Source organism: Methylomonas fluvii (genome assembly GCF_014850975.1).
Lineage (GTDB): Bacteria > Pseudomonadota > Gammaproteobacteria > Methylococcales > Methylomonadaceae > Methylomonas > Methylomonas fluvii.
Genome location: NZ_JACXST010000001.1, coordinates 198,082 through 216,025, shown reverse-complemented (window position 1 = coordinate 216,025; position 17,944 = coordinate 198,082). Strand labels below are relative to the sequence as shown.

Here is a 17,944-nt window from a genome sequence, read left to right as displayed (position 1 = left end):
TGGCACGAAGTTCGGCCTCCCCCTTTTAAGGACCATGCATGAAATATAGAGATTTACGAGACTTTATCGCCCAGCTGGAAAAGCAGGGCGAACTAAAGCGCATCAAACAGGAAGTCGATCCGGTGTTGGAAATGACGGTGATATGCGACCGGGTGTTGAAGCAGGGCGGTCCGGCTTTGCTGTTCGAAAACCCGAAAGGTTCCAACATCGCCGTGCTCGGCAATTTGTTTGGGACGCCGAAGCGGGTAGCGATGGGCATGGGAGCCAAAGACGTTTCCGAATTGCGCGGTATCGGCGAGTTACTGGCCTATCTGAAAGAGCCTGAGCCGCCCAAAGGCATGAAAGACGCGCTGGAAAAATTCCCCGTATTCAAGCAGGTGTTGAATATGGCCCCGAAAATAGTCAGCTCCGCGCCCTGTCAGGAAGTGATTCGGGTCGGTGACGAAGTCGATTTAAGCGTTTATCCGATTCAAACCTGCTGGCCGGAAGATGCCGCGCCTTTGATCACCTGGCCTTTGGTAATCACCAAAGGGCCGAACAAGGACAGGCAAAACCTGGGAATTTACCGCCAGCAAGTCATCGGCAAAAACAAAGTCATCATGCGCTGGCTGGCGCATCGCGGCGGGGCATTGGATTTCAAGGAATGGCAGCAAGCGCATCCGGGCAAGCCGTTTCCGGTGGCGGTGGCTCTAGGAGCGGACCCGGCGACGATATTGGCGTCGGTCACACCGGTGCCGGATTCTTTGTCCGAGTATGCCTTCGCGGGTTTGTTGCGTGGCAGTAAGACCGAAGTGGTCAAATGTTTGTCCAACGACTTGCAAGTGCCGGCCAGTGCCGAAATTGTCTTGGAGGGCTTTATCTATCCGGGCGAAACCGCACCGGAAGGGCCGTACGGCGACCACACCGGTTATTACAACGAAGTCGATGAGTTTCCTGTGTTTACCATCGAACGCATTACCCAGCGGCAGGTGCCAATCTATCACAGCACTTACACCGGCCGTCCGCCCGATGAACCGGCTATTTTGGGTGTGGCCTTAAATGAAGTCTTCGTACCCATCCTGCAAAAGCAGTTTCCGGAAATTGTTGATTTCTATCTGCCGCCGGAAGGCTGTTCGTATCGCATGGCGGTGATCAGCATGAAGAAGCAATACGCCGGTCACGCCAAGCGGGTGATGCTGGGTACCTGGTCGTATCTGCGCCAGTTTATGTACACCAAATTTGTGATCGTGGTGGATGACGATGTCGATGTCCGCAATTGGCAGGACGTGATTTGGGCGATTACCACGCGGATGGACCCGGCTCGGGATTTGACGATTTTGGAAAACACGCCTATAGATTATCTGGACTTTGCTTCGCCGGTGTCGGGCTTGGGGTCCAAGGTCGGTTTCGATGCGACCAACAAATGGCCGGGCGAAACCAACCGGGAGTGGGGGCGTCCGATTGTAATGAGTGAGGATGTCATCAAAAAAGTGGATGCGATGTGGGATACCCTATTTAACTAGGGTAGACTGCCGATTCGCTTGTATAACGGTACAAATCCTAATGAAAATATTGGTTGTCGACGATTTCTACGAAAACAGGCTATTGCTCGATAAATTACTGAGCAAGATGCAGCATGAAGTCATTCTGGTCGAAAATGGGGAGCAGGCGGTTAAATCACTGGCCAGCGTAAATCCCGACCTAATTCTGATGGATATTATGATGCCGGTCATGGATGGGCTGGAGGCTATCAAAGCGATTAGACAACTGACCCAGGACAAGTGGGTGCCGATTTTTGTGCTCAGCGCGCTAGCCGATGACCAAAATGTCCTGGATGGGCTGCAAGCCGGTGCTGACGATTATCTGCAAAAACCGTTCAATCGGGCCATTCTTGCCGCTAAATTAGGTTCGGTACAACGCGTGATCGATATGCAAAACCTGATTATTGCCGATACCCAGCTACTTAAAGCCTATCGCGACGAAAATGAAGCGGAGCAGCAATTTTTACAGAGTATTTTTGAAAGGTTAATTAAACAGAGCGATCTGAAAGACGATCATTTGCAGTTTTGGTTATTGCCGGCCAAACTTTTTAGCGGCGATTTGATTTGCGCCAGACGCGTCAGCAAGCAACAAATTTACTTTATGCTTGCCGATTCGACCGGCCATGGCTTGGCGGCAGCGTTACCGACGGTTATTGTCAATCAGGCATTTCAGGCGATGACTAAAAAGGGCTTGGCCGTCCCCATTATCGTCCGCGAGATCAATCGCCTGGTGCACAGTCAGATGCCGACGGGCCGATTCGTGGCTTTGGTATTGGGCATGATAGATGGTGAAAAAAAGTCGGTGGAATTGTGGAATGGCGGCTTACCCGATGTTTATGTGCTGGATGGCGAAGGCAATCCGGCTCACACCTTTCGTTCCTCACACCCCTCTGCCGGCGTTCTCGACAACCGGCAATTCGACGATACTTGCGAAATCTGGCATTGGCGGGAGGCTTGCGAGTTATTTATGTATTCTGATGGCTTGACCGATGCCCAGGATCCTGACGGCGATTTATTCGGCCAAGAGCGTGTGCTGCAAATTCTCAGAACGGCGCCGCCCGGTGCTGAAGTAGCGGCAATACAACAAGCCTTGGAAGCGCATATGCTGAACCGGGAAGCGCAAGACGATATTTCCTGTATGGCCATTCGCTGTCGCTGAATATTTCGATCTTGGGCCGGCTGGCTTGTATTTCTGGAATCTTTTTGGCTGTTAGATTGAATGTTGGCGTCATGCTGTAAAAAGCAGACTCAACTAATTTGTCTATACTCAGAATCTCGCGGATAACCCACTCAGCAGGGACGGCTCGGCACGAGCCGGACCGCTAGGTTTTCGCTCCCCACTTCATGATTCTTTGAAAACAGCAACGTGGACTTAAAACAGCATATTCTGCAAGCCGCCATTCTCATCGTCGACGACGAACCCGCTAACGTCAAATTGTTGGAAAAAATTTTGCAGCGCCAGGGTTATCGGAATATTCAATCGACCTGCGATTCTCGCGAAGTAACTTCTCTGTGCGATACCACGCGTTTCGATGCCTTTTTATTAGACATCCGCATGCCGCATTTAAGCGGTTTCGATGTCATGGAGCAGCTGCAACAGCGCTTTAGGGATGACTATTTGCCCGTGTTGGTGCTGAGTGCGCAACCGGACATGGAGACCCGCCTGAGAGCGTTGAGTTTGGGCGCCAAGGATTTTTTGACCAAGCCCTTCGATCAACTGGAAGCCATTACCCGCATCCACAATCTGCTGGAAGTGCGCTTGATGCATAATCAGGTCCGCGATCAAAACCGCCTTCTTGAACAACAGGTTAAATCCAGAACCGACGAATTGTATCGAACTCGTCAGGAAGTGATACGCAGGCTGGGGTTGGCCGCCGAATATCGGGATAACGAAACCGGCAACCATATTATTCGCATGAGTAAATATGCGCAGTTGTTGGCTTTGGCGTATGGTTTAACTGAGCAGGAAGCGGAAATTATTCTGAATGCGGCGCCGATGCACGATATAGGCAAAATCGGTATTCCGGACCGGATTCTGTTAAAAACCGGTAAGCTGGATCCTGAAGAATGGCGGATCATGCAAACTCATGTGCAAATGGGCGCCAATATCTTATCCGGCTCGCCGACCGAGTTGATGCGCGCTGCGCGCACCATTGCGCAACATCACCATGAAAAGTGGGATGGCACCGGCTACCCGAATGGCTTGAGAGAAGAAGATATATCTATCGCCGGCAGGATTTGCGCGCTAGCCGACGTGTTCGACGCGCTGACGTCGCAACGTCCGTATAAGCCGGCCTGGTCAGTGGAAGAAACGTTGGCTTATATCGCCTCGGAATCCGGCAAACATTTCGATCCTAAATTAGCGCCGCTGTTAAAAAAGAATTTGCCGGAAATTTTGATTATCAAAAGCGAATATGCCGACGCCGAGGTTATTCAGGATTTGAACTGATTGCGGGTTTTTTTAAGTTGTTAAGCTGCGCGAATCGATTCCACACCGCTAATCAGCTCGGCTGATGCTAACTCCATGCCGCGTTTGAAGTAATCGCAGGCTTGGTCCTTGTCGCCTTTGCTAAACAATAATTCGCCCAGTAATTGATAGGTCGCCACCGATGCTTCGGTATTCAGGCTTTTCAACAAATATTGTTCGGCTTTTTCCATTTGCTCGGCTTTCAAAGCCAGCTTGCCCAGCACTCTTAACAACACTGCATTGCTGGGGTAAACCGCCAGCCATTGTTCGACCGACTGCAATTGTTTGGCTTTGTCTTCGGCTTCAATATTCGAAACCAACACCAGCAAGGTGTCGTCCCAATGCCGGCCCAATTGCTTAAGCATCGCCGATTCGACGCTGGCGCCGACCCCGGCGGCAATCATCGCCGCAAAATAGATATTGGCGATACCCGGCAGCGCTTTAATGTGATCGGGGATGCCTTCCCAGCAGGTTTGGATCGCTTGGCGGTCACCCTGCGCAATGGTTTGCTTTAGCAGGCGGCTGTAGGTTTCCGTTTCCAGTAATTTAACCTCGGTTTCCATCAACACCTTATGTTGTTGCAGCGAAGGCAGTATTTTGCTCAAACCCTCCCAGTCACCCAAATGTTGATAAGCCTGATGCATCATTTTCAAAACCCGCGCATGGCCGGGATTGATTGAGTGCAATTTACCCAAGGTTTCCAAGGCTTGTTCGAATTGCTTTTCAGACAGATGCAATTCGGCTTGGGTCAAGCCGACGGTCATATTGGTATCCGAGGATTGTTCGCTGGCTTTTTGCAGATATTCGTCACGCTTGTCTAGCGCACCGCGCGATTGTGCGGCTCTGGCGGCAGTCAAATAATGTAGTAACGGGGCACCGCTATGCGCGGCATGCTTGATCAGCACTTTCTCCGCGCGCTCCCAATTACCGTCTGCCGCATCGAATAAGCCGGCAACCAGGGCTTCCTGCGAGCGATTAAAACGGATATTGCGGCGGCGCTTGGCAAATTGGTTGGGCATGCGAATCAACACGCCCATCAAGCGGAAAAAATTGTAGAGAACGAAAAAGCCGATCACTTGCGCAACCGCAAATACGGTCAAAGAGGTTTCTAAAGACCAGTGGCCGAAACCGATTAACACATAACCGGGATCGTTTTGTTTGACCAGCCAGCTGTGCAGCAAAAACGCCACCAAAACCGCACAAAGCAAGGACCCGAGAAAGTACATGAGATTTTTCATAATGCCACTCGCTTATTGCTGACCGGCAGTGGGATTTGCCGGTGTGGCGGCTTCCTCTGGCGGATTATTCAGCACGGCTTTATCGGATTCGATACGCAATTTACTGATGTCTTTCAGCAGCTTCAACGAGCCACTGACATCCGGATATTGGCTGCGGATTTGCACGCTCGCCAGTTTGTCCAGTTCAGCCAAGAAGTTATCGGTTTGCTGATTTTCCGCGAAATTTTTCTTCAGCCATTGTTTGGCGTCGGCGATGCTGCTGGCAAACAAGGTATCGTTTTGTTGCACCAGCGCAATTTCGATCATCTCCAGCCGGACCTTCAGCTGCTGCTTGATAAAGTGCGCTTCTTCCGGGGTCAGGATGGCGTTGACCGGTTGTTCGGTGTGGCGCAGCACCACGTAGCCTTCCAGCTGCTTGGCGACCGTATTCAAGATTTCATGGCCGTGTTCGGATAGGTCGCTATTGGGTTCGGGTTTTTCCGGCTGCTTGCCGGCATGCGGCAGAAACACCGATAAATTTTCCACCGCGTCTTGTAAATGCTGGATGCCGGAATAGATACCGACGATGTCCGGCACGGTGGCGCCGTTTAACAAAGCAATTTCCTTGGCGATTTGCTCACGGACTTTAAATACCGCCGCGTCACCGCTTTCTCTGAGCCGTTGATCGGCAGCTTCCAGCGCTTCGCGGGTGGTGGTGACGTCACCGACCAAATGCAAACGCTGATTGGCAACGGTCAACAGATATTCGGCATCGGCCAGTAGCCAGTCGCCACGGGTTTTACCCAACTGCCGTTGCAAGGCCACAATTGAGGCTTCCAGCTCTTTGCGCGCAGTGCCCAGGCGTTCTTCATGCAGTTTGGAAAAATCGGCCAAGGTTTCGTTGAAATGATTGTCTTTGCCGGTCATCTCCGCGTTGACATTGGCGATTTGCGTTTGCACGCCATTTAGCTGTTCGCGCAGGCCGTTAAGTTCTTTGTCCAGTTCAAGTATCTTCAGGTTATCCTGATTGTTTTCGGTATCTTGACTGAAGCGCAATTGCTGGAAAAAGAAAAAACCCGCACCCGCCAAAGCAATCACCAATACGATAGAGGTGATGCCTATCCACAATCCGGCGTGAGACTTTTTAACCACCACTACCGGAGCTGGATTTTCTTGTTGTTCTTCAATTACTTCGGCCACTGTTTTCCCCGTTCAATAACGTCGTCAAGGTCTCTAAAATCGCTGCATCCGTGGGCTGTGCGCTCACTGCAATCTGTTTAAATCCGAAATCTTCGGCCGCTTGGCCTATCCGCTTGCTCACGACGACTAAAAGTATCGATTTCAACCATACTATCGACTCGTCATCCAGCATCGCCAACAAGTTTTGTAAAGCTTCGACGCTGGTGATCGTCACTACATCCAGCCGCCCTTGGGCTATGTCTCTCCGCAAGTCCGCGCTGTCCGCCATCGGCTGCCGGCGGCTATACACTTCCAGATAACTCGCTTCCGCGCCGCGGCTGCGCAAGCTCTCCGCCAGTTTCTCCCGGCCGCCGACGCCACGCACAATGACGCAGCGCGTGCCGGCTACAGCTTGCAATTCAGGTTCAGCCAACAAGCCTTCACTGTTGAATTCGCTGGCCGGCACGCAATCCACCGGCCATTCCGCTTGCTGCAAGGCGTTGGCGGTCGCGGCACCGACAGCCGCGATTTTGAATTTACGCAAGGCCGGCATTTTGCCACCGAACGCCTTGATAGCAAAATCCACAGCGTTGGTACTGGTAAAAATCAGCCAGTCGCTGGCGGCGGCTTGGCTTAACAACTGCGGATCGGGCGGGGTTTCGACGATTTCCAGGGTCGGAAAGCGTATCGGCACACCGCCGTGTTGTTCTATCAAATGGCACAGATTTTCAGCCTGCGCCGCGGGTCGTGTCACCAAGATCCGCGCGCCGATTAAAGCTGAGTTCACTGGTATAGCTCGCGCAATATCCGATCCGCGCCTTGCGCTAATAAATCCTCGGCCACGGTTTTGCCCAACGCTTCGAAGTCGCTGAGGCTGCTTTCCGCCTCGGCTCTATATAACAAAGTGCCGTTGGGGCTGCCGACCAGGCCGCGCAGCAATAAACGCTCGCCTTTGATTTCGGCAAAACCGGCAATCGGTACTTGGCAGCCGCCGTTGAGTCGGGCGTTCATCGCTCTCTCGGCGCCAACTCGAATGCTGGTGTCCTCGTCGTGCAACACCTTTAAATACTCGTGAATCTCGACGTCGTCGATCCGGCATTCGATACCGATAGCGCCTTGACCCATCGCCGGCAAGCTTTCTGCCGGCTGCAATTGGGCGGTGATACGTTCGCCCATTCCCAGACGTTTCAAACCGGCCGACGCCAAAATAATGGCATCGTATTCGCCAGCATCTAACTTAGCCAGCCGGGTGTTGACGTTGCCGCGCAAACTCAGGATTTCCGCATTCGGGAATTTTTCCTTGATTTGGCATTGGCGGCGTAAGCTGGAGGTGCCAATGCGCGCGTTAGCGGGCAATTCGGCCAGGCTGCGATAGTGATTGGAAACAAACGCGTCGGTCGGATCTTCTCTATCCAGAATTACCGCCAGGTGCAGGCCTTCTGGAAACTCCACTGGCACGTCTTTCATGGAATGCACCGCGATGTCGGCTGTGCCTTCCAGCATGCCTTGTTCCAGTTCCTTGACAAACAAACCCTTGCCGCCGACTTTGGCCAATGGCGCGTCGAGAATTTTGTCGCCGCGGGTGACCATTTTTACCAGTTCGGTTTGTAAGCCGGGAAATGCCTGTTGCAGCCGTGCCGCGACATGCTCGGCCTGCCACAAGGCCAGCGGGCTTTGCCGGGTAGCGATGCGAATAATTCTGTCTGCCAAAATTGCTCCTGCCGATTGCTGGCGGGCGTCTAAGCTGCGCCCTTTGTTGAGAATAAATGTTGTCTATTGTAATCCGATTTGGCGGGGAAGGTGGGTAGAAGTTATAAGCGTTGCAGAGACGGCGGGAATGGGGCGAGAGAATTGGCTTCAAACGTTGTTCTTGGTTAAAGTTCTCTAATTTCAACAATCAGACGAATTTTAAATTCGCGTCCATTGGAATATGTACGAACTTTTACTACTCCTAGCGGGAGCAGCCATTGCGATTTATATCGCTGCTCAGTGGTTGATATATTTTGTGCAGATCAATTTTTGGCTAGCCTTATCTCTGGCCTTGTTGGTGCTGGTTTTGTTTTCAGTCGGATTATGGCTAAAAGTCCGCGTCTGCGGTTACATATTGGCCGCCATTGCCAGCGCCGTCTGTGTGTTTGCGCTTTCAGGGAATATTAGCGTTCTGTTTCCCTATTGACGAACGCACGCGCATTGATCAGGCAATACCTACCTAATCTCGAACAACTCAAAATGCTCACTGGAATTATGTGGATTGACGATTACTTCGGAGACCTTGGCCAACATCGGTCCTTTGTGACACCACGCCACCAGTTTTTGCACGTCCTCCGCATGGCCGTTGGCGACGATTTCCACCGAGCCGTCGGCCAGATTTCTGACAAAACCTTTCACATTCAATTTCACCGCCTGCTTTTGGGTATAGGCGCGAAAATACACGCCCTGCACCCGCCCCTTGACGATGATGTGTAAACATTCGCTCATCGGCTAATCCTCCAGCAATAATGAATTTTTTGATCGCGGGCGAAATCCTCCGGAATGGTTTTTGCGCTGATGTCTTCTATCTGTAAATCCGCCAAGGCTTGCTTATCCAGCTTGAAGCGGCGGAAGTTGGTGGAAAAGTACAGAACGCCTTCCGGTGCTAACAAAGCTACGGCACTGCGTAGCAAATGCAGATGATCGTTCTGAATATCAAAGGCTTCGTCCATTTTCTTGGAATTGGAAAAGGTTGGCGGGTCGAGAAAGATTAGATCGAACTGCGGTTTGTCTTTGGCGCCGGCCTGTTCCGCCAGCCATTCCACGCAATTGGCGCGCAGTAGTTTGTGATCACCTTGAATGCCGTTCAGATCAAAATTGCGCTTGGCCCAGTCCAGATAAGTGTTGGACATGTCCACCGTGAGGCTGGATGCTGCGCCACCGACTGCAGCATGCACGCTGGCGCTGCCGGTGTAGGCAAATAGATTCAAGAAACGCTTGCCCTTGGCTTGTTTTTGTATCATCAATCGAATCGGCCGGTGGTCCAGAAACAGACCGGTATCCAGATAGTCTTCGAAATTCACCCAAAACTTGCAGCCGCCTTCTTCAACGACATGAAAACGGCCGGATTCGCCCTGCTTTTCGTATTGATCAGTACTTTTCTGTTTGCGGCGGATTTTCAGAAACACTTGTTCCTTCGGTATCTCCAGCACCTTGGGGATTTCGACCATCGCCCCGGCCAGGCGCTGATTGGCCTTGGCGGGATCGATGGTTTTCGGCGATTCGTATTCCTGGACGTTGACCCAGGTTTGTGCGCCTTGGTAAACATCCACTGCCACCGCATATTCCGGCAAATCGGCATCGTACAGCCGGTAGCAACTGACCTGATTTTGCTTGGCCCATTTGCCGATTTTTTTCAGATTCTTGCGTAAGCGGTTGGCGAACATGTCTGCTTGATTGTCAGGCTGCTCGGTTTCGGTGCGCCGGCTGATTTGTTCGATGCGTTCTTGCTGGGATTTTGCTTTGGGTTCAAAAAAAGTTTGTTCTTCAATATTAAAGCGCAGCAATTTGCACTCCAGCGCGCCGTTGAACAAAGTGATTGGCTTTTGCGAACGCACGCCCAATCTAAAACCCAGTTCCGGGTTGCTGATGATCATCGCCACCTGCCAGCCGACGAAACGCTGCTTCAATACCTCGCCAAAGCGCCGATACAGCTCGGAGGTTTCCGCCTCGTCGCCCAGTCGTTCTCCGTAGGGCGGATTACAGGCGATCAAGCCCTTGGGCCAGCTTTCCGCTGCCGTTGCGTCGCCAATGTCGCGCCTTTCAATATGAATCTTGCCGGTTAAGCCGGCATTTTCGACGTGCTGCAAGGCGGCCACGACGGTGCGCCGATCTTGATCGAAACCGACGATGACCGGCATTTTGCTTAAGCCAATATCGCGGCGTTGCTTGGCTTCGTCCAGCAGGCTTTGCCAAATTGCGGCATCGTGTTTTTTCCAACCTAAAAAGCCGAAATAATCACGCTGCAAACCGGGTGCGTAATCGGCGGCGATCATCGCGCCTTCCAGCAGCATAGTGCCGGACCCGCACATCGGATCGAGCAAGGACCCGCCTTCCTCGGCGATTTTCGGCCAGCCGGCGCGCAGCAAAATCGCTGCCGCCAGGTTTTCCTTTATGGGTGCGGCGATGTTGATGTCGCGGTAGCCGCGCTTGTGCAAACTCTCGCCGGACAAATCCAGGCTCAGTTGCGCGGTTTCGTTGTGCAGATACACGTTCACGCGGATGCTGGGCCGATCCGTGTCGATATTGGGGCGTTTGTTGAACTTGGCACGCATCTGATCGACGATGGCATCCTTGACTTTCAAGGCGCCGAAATGGGTATTGTTGATGGCGGGATTGTTTTTGCTGCTAAACGATACCGCGAGGCTGTCGTCCGGTTTGATGTGTTCGAACCAGTTGATCTTTTTCACGCCGTCGTACAAATCCTGCTGCGATTTGACCTCGAAACTGCTCAGCGGCAAAAACACCCGATTGGCGGTGCGCGACCACAGGCAGACCCGGTAAGCCAAGGCCAAATCACCTTCAAAAGCCACGCCGGCCATTTTTTCGCGGACGTTTTGGCCGCCCAGGGCTTTGATTTCGTTGGCGAGGATGCCTTCCATCGCCTTAGGTGTGGTGGCAAAAAGTGGGTATTGGCTCATGGTTGACGGCTGGGTACGGAATGGCTGGCTAGGATACTAAAATGTGCTGCTACTGAGGCGGATATTTTTATAACAAAACTGCAAACAACCGCTGCATTCAGCATGGTTTGCCGGGGCTGCGGGGATATGCCGGTGACGACGCGGGTTGGGGCAATGGCAAAAACAGTTGTGCGCCAATCGCGAGCGCTACGCACCACTCCGGCCCGTTGGTGGTTCTGTGTGTCGATAGTCTTGGTGCTTGTGTTTTGGCGCGCCGGCAGATACCCGATCAAGCAATAGTTGTCGAAGCGTTTTACAACCGCTTCGGTAAGGTCGTGCTTTGAAATGCTAAAGATTTGAGGCGGAAAGTAAATTGCATAGTGGCCGATTTATTGCTTGCTAAGCATCAATGTTCTACAACTCTCAAGATGGTCCTGGCTATGCATCCGAAAAAATTCTCCGAAACCTACTACGACCCGCACCAACGCATTCGCGCCTGCAAAATCACTCCCGGCGAATATTGTGTGACCAATTCCGGCGAGCTTATTGTTACCGTGTTGGGGTCCTGCGTGATTGCCTGTATTCGAGATCGGCGGCGGGGCATAGGCGGCATGTATCAATTCATGGTGGTGAACGTCAACGCAGACCAGCCGCTCAACCAACGCATGGAGAACATGGCTAGTAACGGTATGGACAATTTCATCAATCATCTGGTCGGCATGGGGGCGGAAGAGGGCGAGCTGGAAGCCAAGGTGTTTGGCGGCGGTAATATTCTTAACGGCATGCAACGCAATAATGTCGGCGCTCGAAGTGCGCAGTTTTTACGCAGTTATCTGGCCGGCCGGAACATTCCGGTCCTGGCTGACGATATGCTCGGTATCTATCCCCGTAAGGTGTATTTCTTTCCGGAAACCGGGGAAGTGTTGGTGAAAAAACTCAAGGATATAAAAAACGAAACTATTTTGCAGCGGGAGCAGGAATATTCTCACAGGCTGTTTGCTAGGGTGTTGGCGTAGGGAGGTTGTGTTTTTGTGTCGCTGGCGCGACGGCTTGTTTAGAAGTCGGTTCTCGCACCGACAGGCGAGATACTTAAAAGAAAGTATCCAAAGAAAAGGCCACCCGGACGCCGCTTGTTTCCTGCGCTCCTCGCTTTTGCCGAGGGTCGGCAGAAGGGGCTTCCCAGCCCCTCCGCCGACGTGCGGCATCCCTGCCGCACCCCTTCGGGCAATTCTCGCCAAAAGCTCCGGTGCTCGGCGCGGCATACGGGAGACAACCACTGGCAAGCTCGAAAGTTTTCACAATAGTTTTGGATGTGGTGGAGTAGCTCCGAATAGCGAAGCGTATTCGGAGGAAAGAAGAATATTCCAAGTATTCTTTGGCAGGGCATGCCTTGATAGATTTGATTCAACATGCGTCCGATTACGCTGCGCTAATCGGCCCTACCGAGCTGCCTAGACAAATAGAGAACCCAGACCAACTTTGTTCTTGAACTGCCAGGCTAGTTGAAGTCCAAGACCGTGAGCATCTGGATAAATGTGCCAGTGGTCTATGCCGTACTTGAAAAGGCGTTTTCGAAAGTTTTTTACGAGAGATTGTTTGAGCAGAAAGCTTCGGAGACCGTCAGGATGAAAGACTTTCGTGGGATGTGGATGGATCGTGAACATCCCTCGTTGCGCACGAATTCGATCGAATGCAAGTGGTGCGGTGAAGCGACCTTCCTTTGTATTAGCAAATGGGCTTGTGTTGCGATGATCCACTTCGTGGATGTACTTTGAATATTGAACGGCGTAGATCACTCGATCAGTGTCTGCGTCTGATTCAAGGGCGAAGTACAGAGCTACCAACGGATTAACTGACCAATCCAGAAGGCGTGTTGGAACGCCGATGTGCTGCGCATATGCAAGCCAATCCCAATCGTCAAATCTTGGGTCATTTACGAGGGCGATTGCGCGATTCTTGAACTCTTCGAATAGTCTCTGTTCTTGTGCTAGTTTGTACTGTCCGTAAACCACTTCGCGGCCAATGCTCGGCACCAAGTAGTGTGTCGGTGATGACACGCCTCTAAATATCCAGCCGGAGTCCCGCATTGATTCTAACTTCCCATGGAGGTCCTTCCAGTTGGAGATCGGGGTATGAGAGGAGTCAACGGATTTCTTTATTTCGTCTTGGCTCGGGGTGCGTTTGGGTGCGGGCATATGAGTCCTGTGATTTCTAACGTGGAGCTCACCCGACTAAAACCGCATCGCGGTTTTTGGTCGGGTGAAGCGCTTAGTTATGCGTAAGCTTACTTTAACCATAATTCTGTGCAAGGATATAAAGAGCAACCATTGGAGACGTAACGCCAGCCAGACTCACAAGAAAATGTATTATTGGCGCAGCATGATTATCCTGGATGAATCCCTCCTTTGGGAACTTACCTAACGTTAAAGCTCTTAAGACCGGCCACCCGAGCCACCAAAAAACTTTTTCATACGCAAGCTCTATTGCACTCCAAATTAGGGCTACAAGTAACCTGACGAATACAAACAAACCTCTACCAAGGTATTCAACTATATCTTCCATAACTTATTTCCAAAGAGCATAACAAGTGATTACATAATTTCTGTATATCTCCCTGAATTGGGTGATATACATGTTATGTCAAAGTCTAGCTGGAAAAAGGATTCAGATTTTGTTCGAGCCAAAAACAATATTGCAGCATGCTTAAGGATGCCGCTCGACGTACCTTGGTTTGATCTTGGATTATGGGATGGGTTTACCCCGTATGCCGCGCCGAGCACCGGAGCTTTTGACGGGACAAATCGGCAGGATAGCCGATTTGCATGCGCAGCACCCGAAGGGCGAGGTACATGGATGTACTGAGTGAGTAGCCCGAAGGGGCGCCGCAGGGATGCGGCGCGTTGACGAAGGGGCAGGAAGCCCCTTTCGTCAACCCCCGGCAAAAACGAGGAGCGCAGGGAATAAGCGGCGTTCGGGCCGCCTTTTCTTTGGACACTTTCTTTTGGCGGAGCAAAAGAAAGTGTCTCGGCCGTCGGGCCGAGACCCGACTTCTAAATAATCCGTCGCGCTAGCGACACAAAAACTCAGTTGACCTTAATCAACTCAACATCAAAAATCAGCGCCGCATTCGGCCCAATATCCCGTCCCGCCCCACGCTCACCATAAGCCAGGTTAGAAGGAATAAAGAAACGGTATTTCGCGCCTTCTTTCATCAATTGCACGCCTTCGGTCCAGCCCGCGATGACGCGGTTCAATGGAAAAGTGGCGGGTTCGCCGCGGCCGTAGGAGCTGTCGAATTCCTTGCCGTCGATGGTGGTGCCTTTGTAATGGACGGTGACGTTGTCGGTGGCTTTGGGTTGCGCGCCGGTGCCTTCGGTGAATACCACATACTGCAGGCCGCTGGCGGTGGTGACCACGCCGGCGGTTTTGGCGTTTTCGGCCAGAAATTTTTCCCCGGCGGCTTTATTTTCGGCTGGGGTGGGGGCGTTGGCGTTGGCCAGTGAGAACATAGCAAATCCTGTAATAAATGCGATTAAAATGGCGATGACACGTTGTTTCGTGGATTTCATGAAAACTCCCGTTAGATGATTGGGGCGGCTAGTTTATCAGTTTTTTTGTTCCAGCTCCTGCCGGCAGCTTGCCAGTTGCGCGTCGTAACGCAAGGCGCGCTGATGGACTTTTTGCGCGGTGTTCAGCAACCATTGCTTGGATAAGTAACTGCTGCGCTGATAGCCGCCAAGCCCTTCGTGATAGGTTAGATATAGTTTGTCTGTTTCGGAGGTGGGGATGCCCAACTTGCGGTTGCTGGTGGCGCAATACCAAGCCACGAAGTCGCAGCTGTCGGCAAAATCCTCTCTATCGGCCCAGCCGTTGCCGGCTTTTTGCTGGTAGTCCGCCCAGGTTTCGTCCTTGGCTTGCGGATAGCCGTAAGCGCTGCTGGAACGAAACCACGGGATAAAGCCCAGAATCAAGGGCCGGGGCGGTTGGGCGTCGGCAACGAAGCTGGATTCCTGGTTGATGATGGCCATCTGCACCGCAATCGGTACGCCCCAGCGCCGCGCAGAACTTAAGGTGGCTTGATACCAGTCGTCTTTTTCCCGGAAGATTTGACAGATATTTTCCGGGTTTTTCGGCGGCATGGTTGTACACGCCGATAAAACGGCTAGACTAGCGAGAGAAATTATTCTGCTTTTCATGTCTCAATAAAATAGATTGCTAAAAGGACTTACCTTTCAAAAGCCCTGCCAAACAGAAGGATTATCATGCCAACGACCGAAAAACGCGCTTATCGCAAAAACCTGGCTAGCCAAGGATTGCTATATCTGGGCTTTGAAGAACACGAAATTTGGGTCGTGAATCTGTCGTTGTCCGGCTTGCTGGCGGTGTTAAAGGTCGAGCCTCAGGTCAATGGCATCAAAGACATTTTTAATGCTTTGCAAGTTTCGCCGATAGTCGATTTTTATCTGCCCAGTATGCGCTTGGCCGGCGAGGCGGAAATGGTGCGCGCCGAAGCAGCCGAGGACGGATTTGAAATTGCCATCGAGTTTCGCAACCTGTCTTACGATACCGATAACTTGCTCTACAGCCGTCGCGCCTACCGCAAAAACATGACCGCGCCCGGCCATATTGTCTTCAACGGCAACGATTATGCGTTCAATACCGAAAATGTCTCGGTGGATGGTTTGATGATACGCATGCTGGGCAGAGTTGAAGTGCCGGACGGTACGGTGGCCAAGTTCGATTACAAACATTTGAATCTGGAAGGCGAGGTTAAAGTGGTCTGGATTGATCACGACGAGATTTCCACGCTGATGGGCTTGCAGTATCTGCATTTGCAGCGCGACTACATTAAGGGGATTCCTAATTTTAGCTATCCGCCGTTGGAAGCAGGCTAGATTTAAAGTGCTGTCGGGCTGAGATTTAAAAACGCTGCCGATTGCGCGCGGCCCAAAAGTCCGTCGCCAATTGGTGGGCTTGTTCTTGGTTGTCGGCTTTGCCCAATAGCTTCAATGCCACCGCTGCAGTCGCTATCACGGTTGCCTCGCCAAATTCGTCGTTAACCTCGCCGCGCCAGAACTGCGCCAATAGCTGCGGGCCCATGTCTTCGGCTTTCATATGCCGACGTTCAAACAAGGCCGGCCAGGTCTCATCGTTAAGCTCACCGTTATTGACGCTTTGCACCAAACATTCCACATCAGGATTGCGCTCGGTTTCGCCGCCTTCGCCTTTTAACACCGCCATGTGTTTTTGATTCAGCAGCAACGCGGCTTTTTGATGCACTTGCCGGTAGCTGGGATGAAAGATGCCTTGAATGCTGGCTGTGGCGTCGAACGGATTCAATAGTCTAACCAGGGTATGCACCGGCGAGCGCAAGCCCATAACCGGCCGCAGATTGATCATGTCGTACAGTTTTGGGCAAATAAATTCCAGTGACAGATAGCTGAAATTGCCTTGCTCTAATTGTTTGCCGGCTTCGGTTATCGAGGTTGCAGCTTTGATTCCCAGGGCTTGCAGCGCGTTCTCGGTATACAAACGGCCTTGGGTGTGACCGCCGGCGCCGTGCATGAATACTTTTATGCCGTTTTCGGCCAGCAGCAGCGTGGATAACAAAAACCAGGGCAGATGGCGGCGTTTGCCGGCGTAAGACGACCAATCCAAATCGACGGCTACTTTCGATTCGAAGGCAAAACTCTCCCGTGCAGCCTGCACGAAGCCGGCCAATTCTTCGCAGGTTTCTTCCTTGACGCGCATCAGCATCAAAAACGCGCCAAGTTGAATTGGCTCGACTTGATCGTCGGCCAAGATCATTTGCATGGCCCGGTAGGCTTCGTCTTGGGTTAGCGGCCGGGCGCCTTTTTTGCCTTTACCAAGTATCTTGATAAATTCCGCGAACGGATGTTCCTGGGTCAACAAGCTCATGAGAATGACAGTGGGAAGTAATGATCGATCAGCAACGCCGCGAAAATCAGCATCAGATAAACAATGGAGTAGCCGAAGGTGCGCATTGCAGTTTTATTGTCTTTTTTACGCATCATTTGCACGGCGTAATAGATAAAACCCAAGCCTAATATCACGGCGGCCAGTAAATAAATCACGCCGCTCATGCCGGTTAGATAGGGCAGCAGCGTACTAATCAGCAATAAAATGGTGTAAAGCAGAATCTGTAGCCGGGTGAATTCCACGCCATGCGTGACCGGCAACATTGGTATTGCAACTTTGGCGTATTCGTCGCGCTTGGCGATAGCCAAAGCCCAAAAGTGCGGCGGGGTCCAAACGAAGATAATTAAAAACAGTAGTAAGGCGTGCGGATGGACTTCGCCGGTAATCGCCGCCCAGCCCAATACCGGTGGCGCTGCGCCGGCCGCGCCGCCTATGACGATATTCTGCGGCGTCAATTTTTTAAGGTATACCGTATAAATTAATGCGTAGCCGATCAGTGACAAAAACGTCAAGAAGGCGGTCAACACGTTGATTTTGATGGTCAGGATGGCCATGGCGACAAAGCCGATAAAACTAGCGAACACCAAGACCTGGTACGAGTTTAAATGGCCGGTAGGTAGTGGTCTGTTCTTGGTGCGGCCCATCTGCGCATCGGCTTTTTGGTCGATGAAATGATTGATCGCCGCTGCCGAGGATGCCGCCAGGGCGATGCCTATGCTGCCGTAGAAAAAGTTATCCAGCGGCGGCATCCCTGGCACGGCCAGCAACATGCCGACGATGGCGGTAAACACGATCAATGCCACGACTCTGGGCTTACAGAGTTCTAAGTAGTCTTTCCAGGATAGCGCGGAGGTGGTGTCGGTCATCAAGTACCAAATGGATTTACAGGTCTTTAAACATATAGAATAACAGTGAACCATTGATTATTAAAATAATCACAAGCGCTCACCATCTTTTAGTCAACGAGGGATT

At 51.9% G+C, this 17,944-nt stretch carries 18 protein-coding genes; 6 read left to right on the top strand and 12 right to left on the bottom strand.

What is annotated here, in order from left to right; translation table 11 throughout:
* Positions 1–38 precede the first annotated feature (38 nt).
* From ubiD to EBB_RS01030, 3 genes are all read left to right on the top strand, one after another.
* Positions 39–1,502, top strand: coding sequence for a 4-hydroxy-3-polyprenylbenzoate decarboxylase (gene ubiD / locus EBB_RS01040; RefSeq protein WP_192392086.1), 1,464 nt, complete (start codon positions 39–41; stop codon positions 1,500–1,502).
* A gap of 40 nt (positions 1,503–1,542) precedes the next feature.
* Positions 1,543–2,679 carry a PP2C family protein-serine/threonine phosphatase gene (locus EBB_RS01035; protein WP_192392085.1) on the top strand — a complete coding sequence of 379 codons (1,137 nt, stop codon included), beginning with the start codon at positions 1,543–1,545 and terminating at the stop codon, positions 2,677–2,679.
* Between the two features lie 207 nt (positions 2,680–2,886).
* A complete protein-coding gene (locus EBB_RS01030; protein WP_192392084.1) occupies positions 2,887–3,969 on the top strand; it encodes an HD domain-containing phosphohydrolase in 1,083 nt (360 codons plus the stop codon).
* Between the two features lie 20 nt (positions 3,970–3,989).
* Here EBB_RS01030 and EBB_RS01025 read toward each other — a convergent pair whose 3' ends face one another.
* The 4 genes from EBB_RS01025 to hemC are packed head-to-tail and all read right to left on the bottom strand — an operon-like array spanning position 3,990 to position 8,093.
* Positions 3,990–5,225, bottom strand: a complete 1,236-nt coding sequence (locus EBB_RS01025) for a heme biosynthesis HemY N-terminal domain-containing protein (RefSeq protein WP_192392083.1) — start codon at positions 5,223–5,225, stop codon at positions 3,990–3,992.
* Between the two features lie 12 nt (positions 5,226–5,237).
* Complete coding sequence (locus tag EBB_RS01020; RefSeq protein WP_192392082.1) at positions 5,238–6,404, bottom strand: uroporphyrinogen-III C-methyltransferase; 1,167 nt, start codon at positions 6,402–6,404, stop codon at positions 5,238–5,240.
* Positions 6,388–7,170, bottom strand: coding sequence for a uroporphyrinogen-III synthase (locus EBB_RS01015; protein ID WP_192392081.1), 783 nt, complete (start codon positions 7,168–7,170; stop codon positions 6,388–6,390). Before EBB_RS01015 ends, EBB_RS01020 begins: the two co-directional genes overlap by 17 nt.
* Positions 7,167–8,093 (bottom strand): hydroxymethylbilane synthase, encoded by a 927-nt coding sequence (gene hemC, locus EBB_RS01010; RefSeq protein ID WP_192392080.1) that lies wholly within the window; start codon positions 8,091–8,093, stop codon positions 7,167–7,169. The genes EBB_RS01015 and hemC overlap by 4 nt, the downstream gene beginning before the upstream one ends.
* 220 nt (positions 8,094–8,313) lie before the next feature.
* Here hemC and EBB_RS25725 point away from each other — a divergent pair, with 220 nt between their 5' ends.
* Positions 8,314–8,559, top strand: a complete 246-nt coding sequence (locus EBB_RS25725; protein ID WP_195880849.1) for a hypothetical protein — start codon at positions 8,314–8,316, stop codon at positions 8,557–8,559.
* A 29-nt stretch (positions 8,560–8,588) separates the two neighbouring features.
* On the opposite strand, the gene yccX is transcribed toward EBB_RS25725, so the two are convergent.
* Positions 8,589–8,861 carry an acylphosphatase gene (gene yccX / locus EBB_RS01005; RefSeq protein ID WP_192392079.1) on the bottom strand — a complete coding sequence of 91 codons (273 nt, stop codon included), beginning with the start codon at positions 8,859–8,861 and terminating at the stop codon, positions 8,589–8,591.
* Complete coding sequence (gene rlmKL / locus EBB_RS01000) at positions 8,858–11,053, bottom strand: bifunctional 23S rRNA (guanine(2069)-N(7))-methyltransferase RlmK/23S rRNA (guanine(2445)-N(2))-methyltransferase RlmL (protein ID WP_192392078.1); 2,196 nt, start codon at positions 11,051–11,053, stop codon at positions 8,858–8,860. Before rlmKL ends, yccX begins: the two co-directional genes overlap by 4 nt.
* A 419-nt stretch (positions 11,054–11,472) precedes the next feature.
* On the opposite strand from rlmKL, the gene EBB_RS00995 reads away from it, so the two are divergent.
* Positions 11,473–12,048 carry a chemoreceptor glutamine deamidase CheD gene (locus tag EBB_RS00995; RefSeq protein ID WP_192392077.1) on the top strand — a complete coding sequence of 192 codons (576 nt, stop codon included), beginning with the start codon at positions 11,473–11,475 and terminating at the stop codon, positions 12,046–12,048.
* Positions 12,049–12,483: 435 nt separating this feature from the next.
* Here EBB_RS00995 and EBB_RS00990 read toward each other — a convergent pair whose 3' ends face one another.
* The 4 genes from EBB_RS00990 to EBB_RS00975 form a co-directional block, all read right to left on the bottom strand.
* Positions 12,484–13,227, bottom strand: a complete 744-nt coding sequence (locus tag EBB_RS00990; protein ID WP_192392076.1) for an FRG domain-containing protein — start codon at positions 13,225–13,227, stop codon at positions 12,484–12,486.
* Between the two features lie 94 nt (positions 13,228–13,321).
* Positions 13,322–13,594 (bottom strand): hypothetical protein, encoded by a 273-nt coding sequence (locus tag EBB_RS00985; RefSeq protein WP_192392075.1) that lies wholly within the window; start codon positions 13,592–13,594, stop codon positions 13,322–13,324.
* A 521-nt stretch (positions 13,595–14,115) separates the two neighbouring features.
* Entirely contained in the window at positions 14,116–14,601 is a 486-nt protein-coding gene (locus EBB_RS00980) for an FKBP-type peptidyl-prolyl cis-trans isomerase (RefSeq protein ID WP_192392074.1), read from the bottom strand.
* A gap of 36 nt (positions 14,602–14,637) precedes the next feature.
* Positions 14,638–15,228: a transglycosylase SLT domain-containing protein gene (locus EBB_RS00975; RefSeq protein ID WP_223146783.1), complete on the bottom strand. Its 591-nt coding sequence runs from the start codon at positions 15,226–15,228 to the stop codon at positions 14,638–14,640.
* 66 nt (positions 15,229–15,294) lie between these two features.
* Between EBB_RS00975 and EBB_RS00970 the strand changes: the two genes are divergently transcribed.
* On the top strand, positions 15,295–15,927 hold the full coding sequence (locus tag EBB_RS00970) for a PilZ domain-containing protein (RefSeq protein WP_192392072.1): 633 nt from the start codon (positions 15,295–15,297) through the stop codon (positions 15,925–15,927).
* Positions 15,928–15,952: 25 nt separating this feature from the next.
* Here EBB_RS00970 and EBB_RS00965 read toward each other — a convergent pair whose 3' ends face one another.
* Positions 15,953–16,951 carry a glycosyl transferase family protein gene (locus tag EBB_RS00965; protein ID WP_192392071.1) on the bottom strand — a complete coding sequence of 333 codons (999 nt, stop codon included), beginning with the start codon at positions 16,949–16,951 and terminating at the stop codon, positions 15,953–15,955.
* On the bottom strand, positions 16,948–17,838 hold the full coding sequence (cyoE, locus tag EBB_RS00960) for a heme o synthase (protein ID WP_192392070.1): 891 nt from the start codon (positions 17,836–17,838) through the stop codon (positions 16,948–16,950). The genes EBB_RS00965 and cyoE overlap by 4 nt, the downstream gene beginning before the upstream one ends.
* Positions 17,839–17,944: the final 106 nt, after the last annotated feature.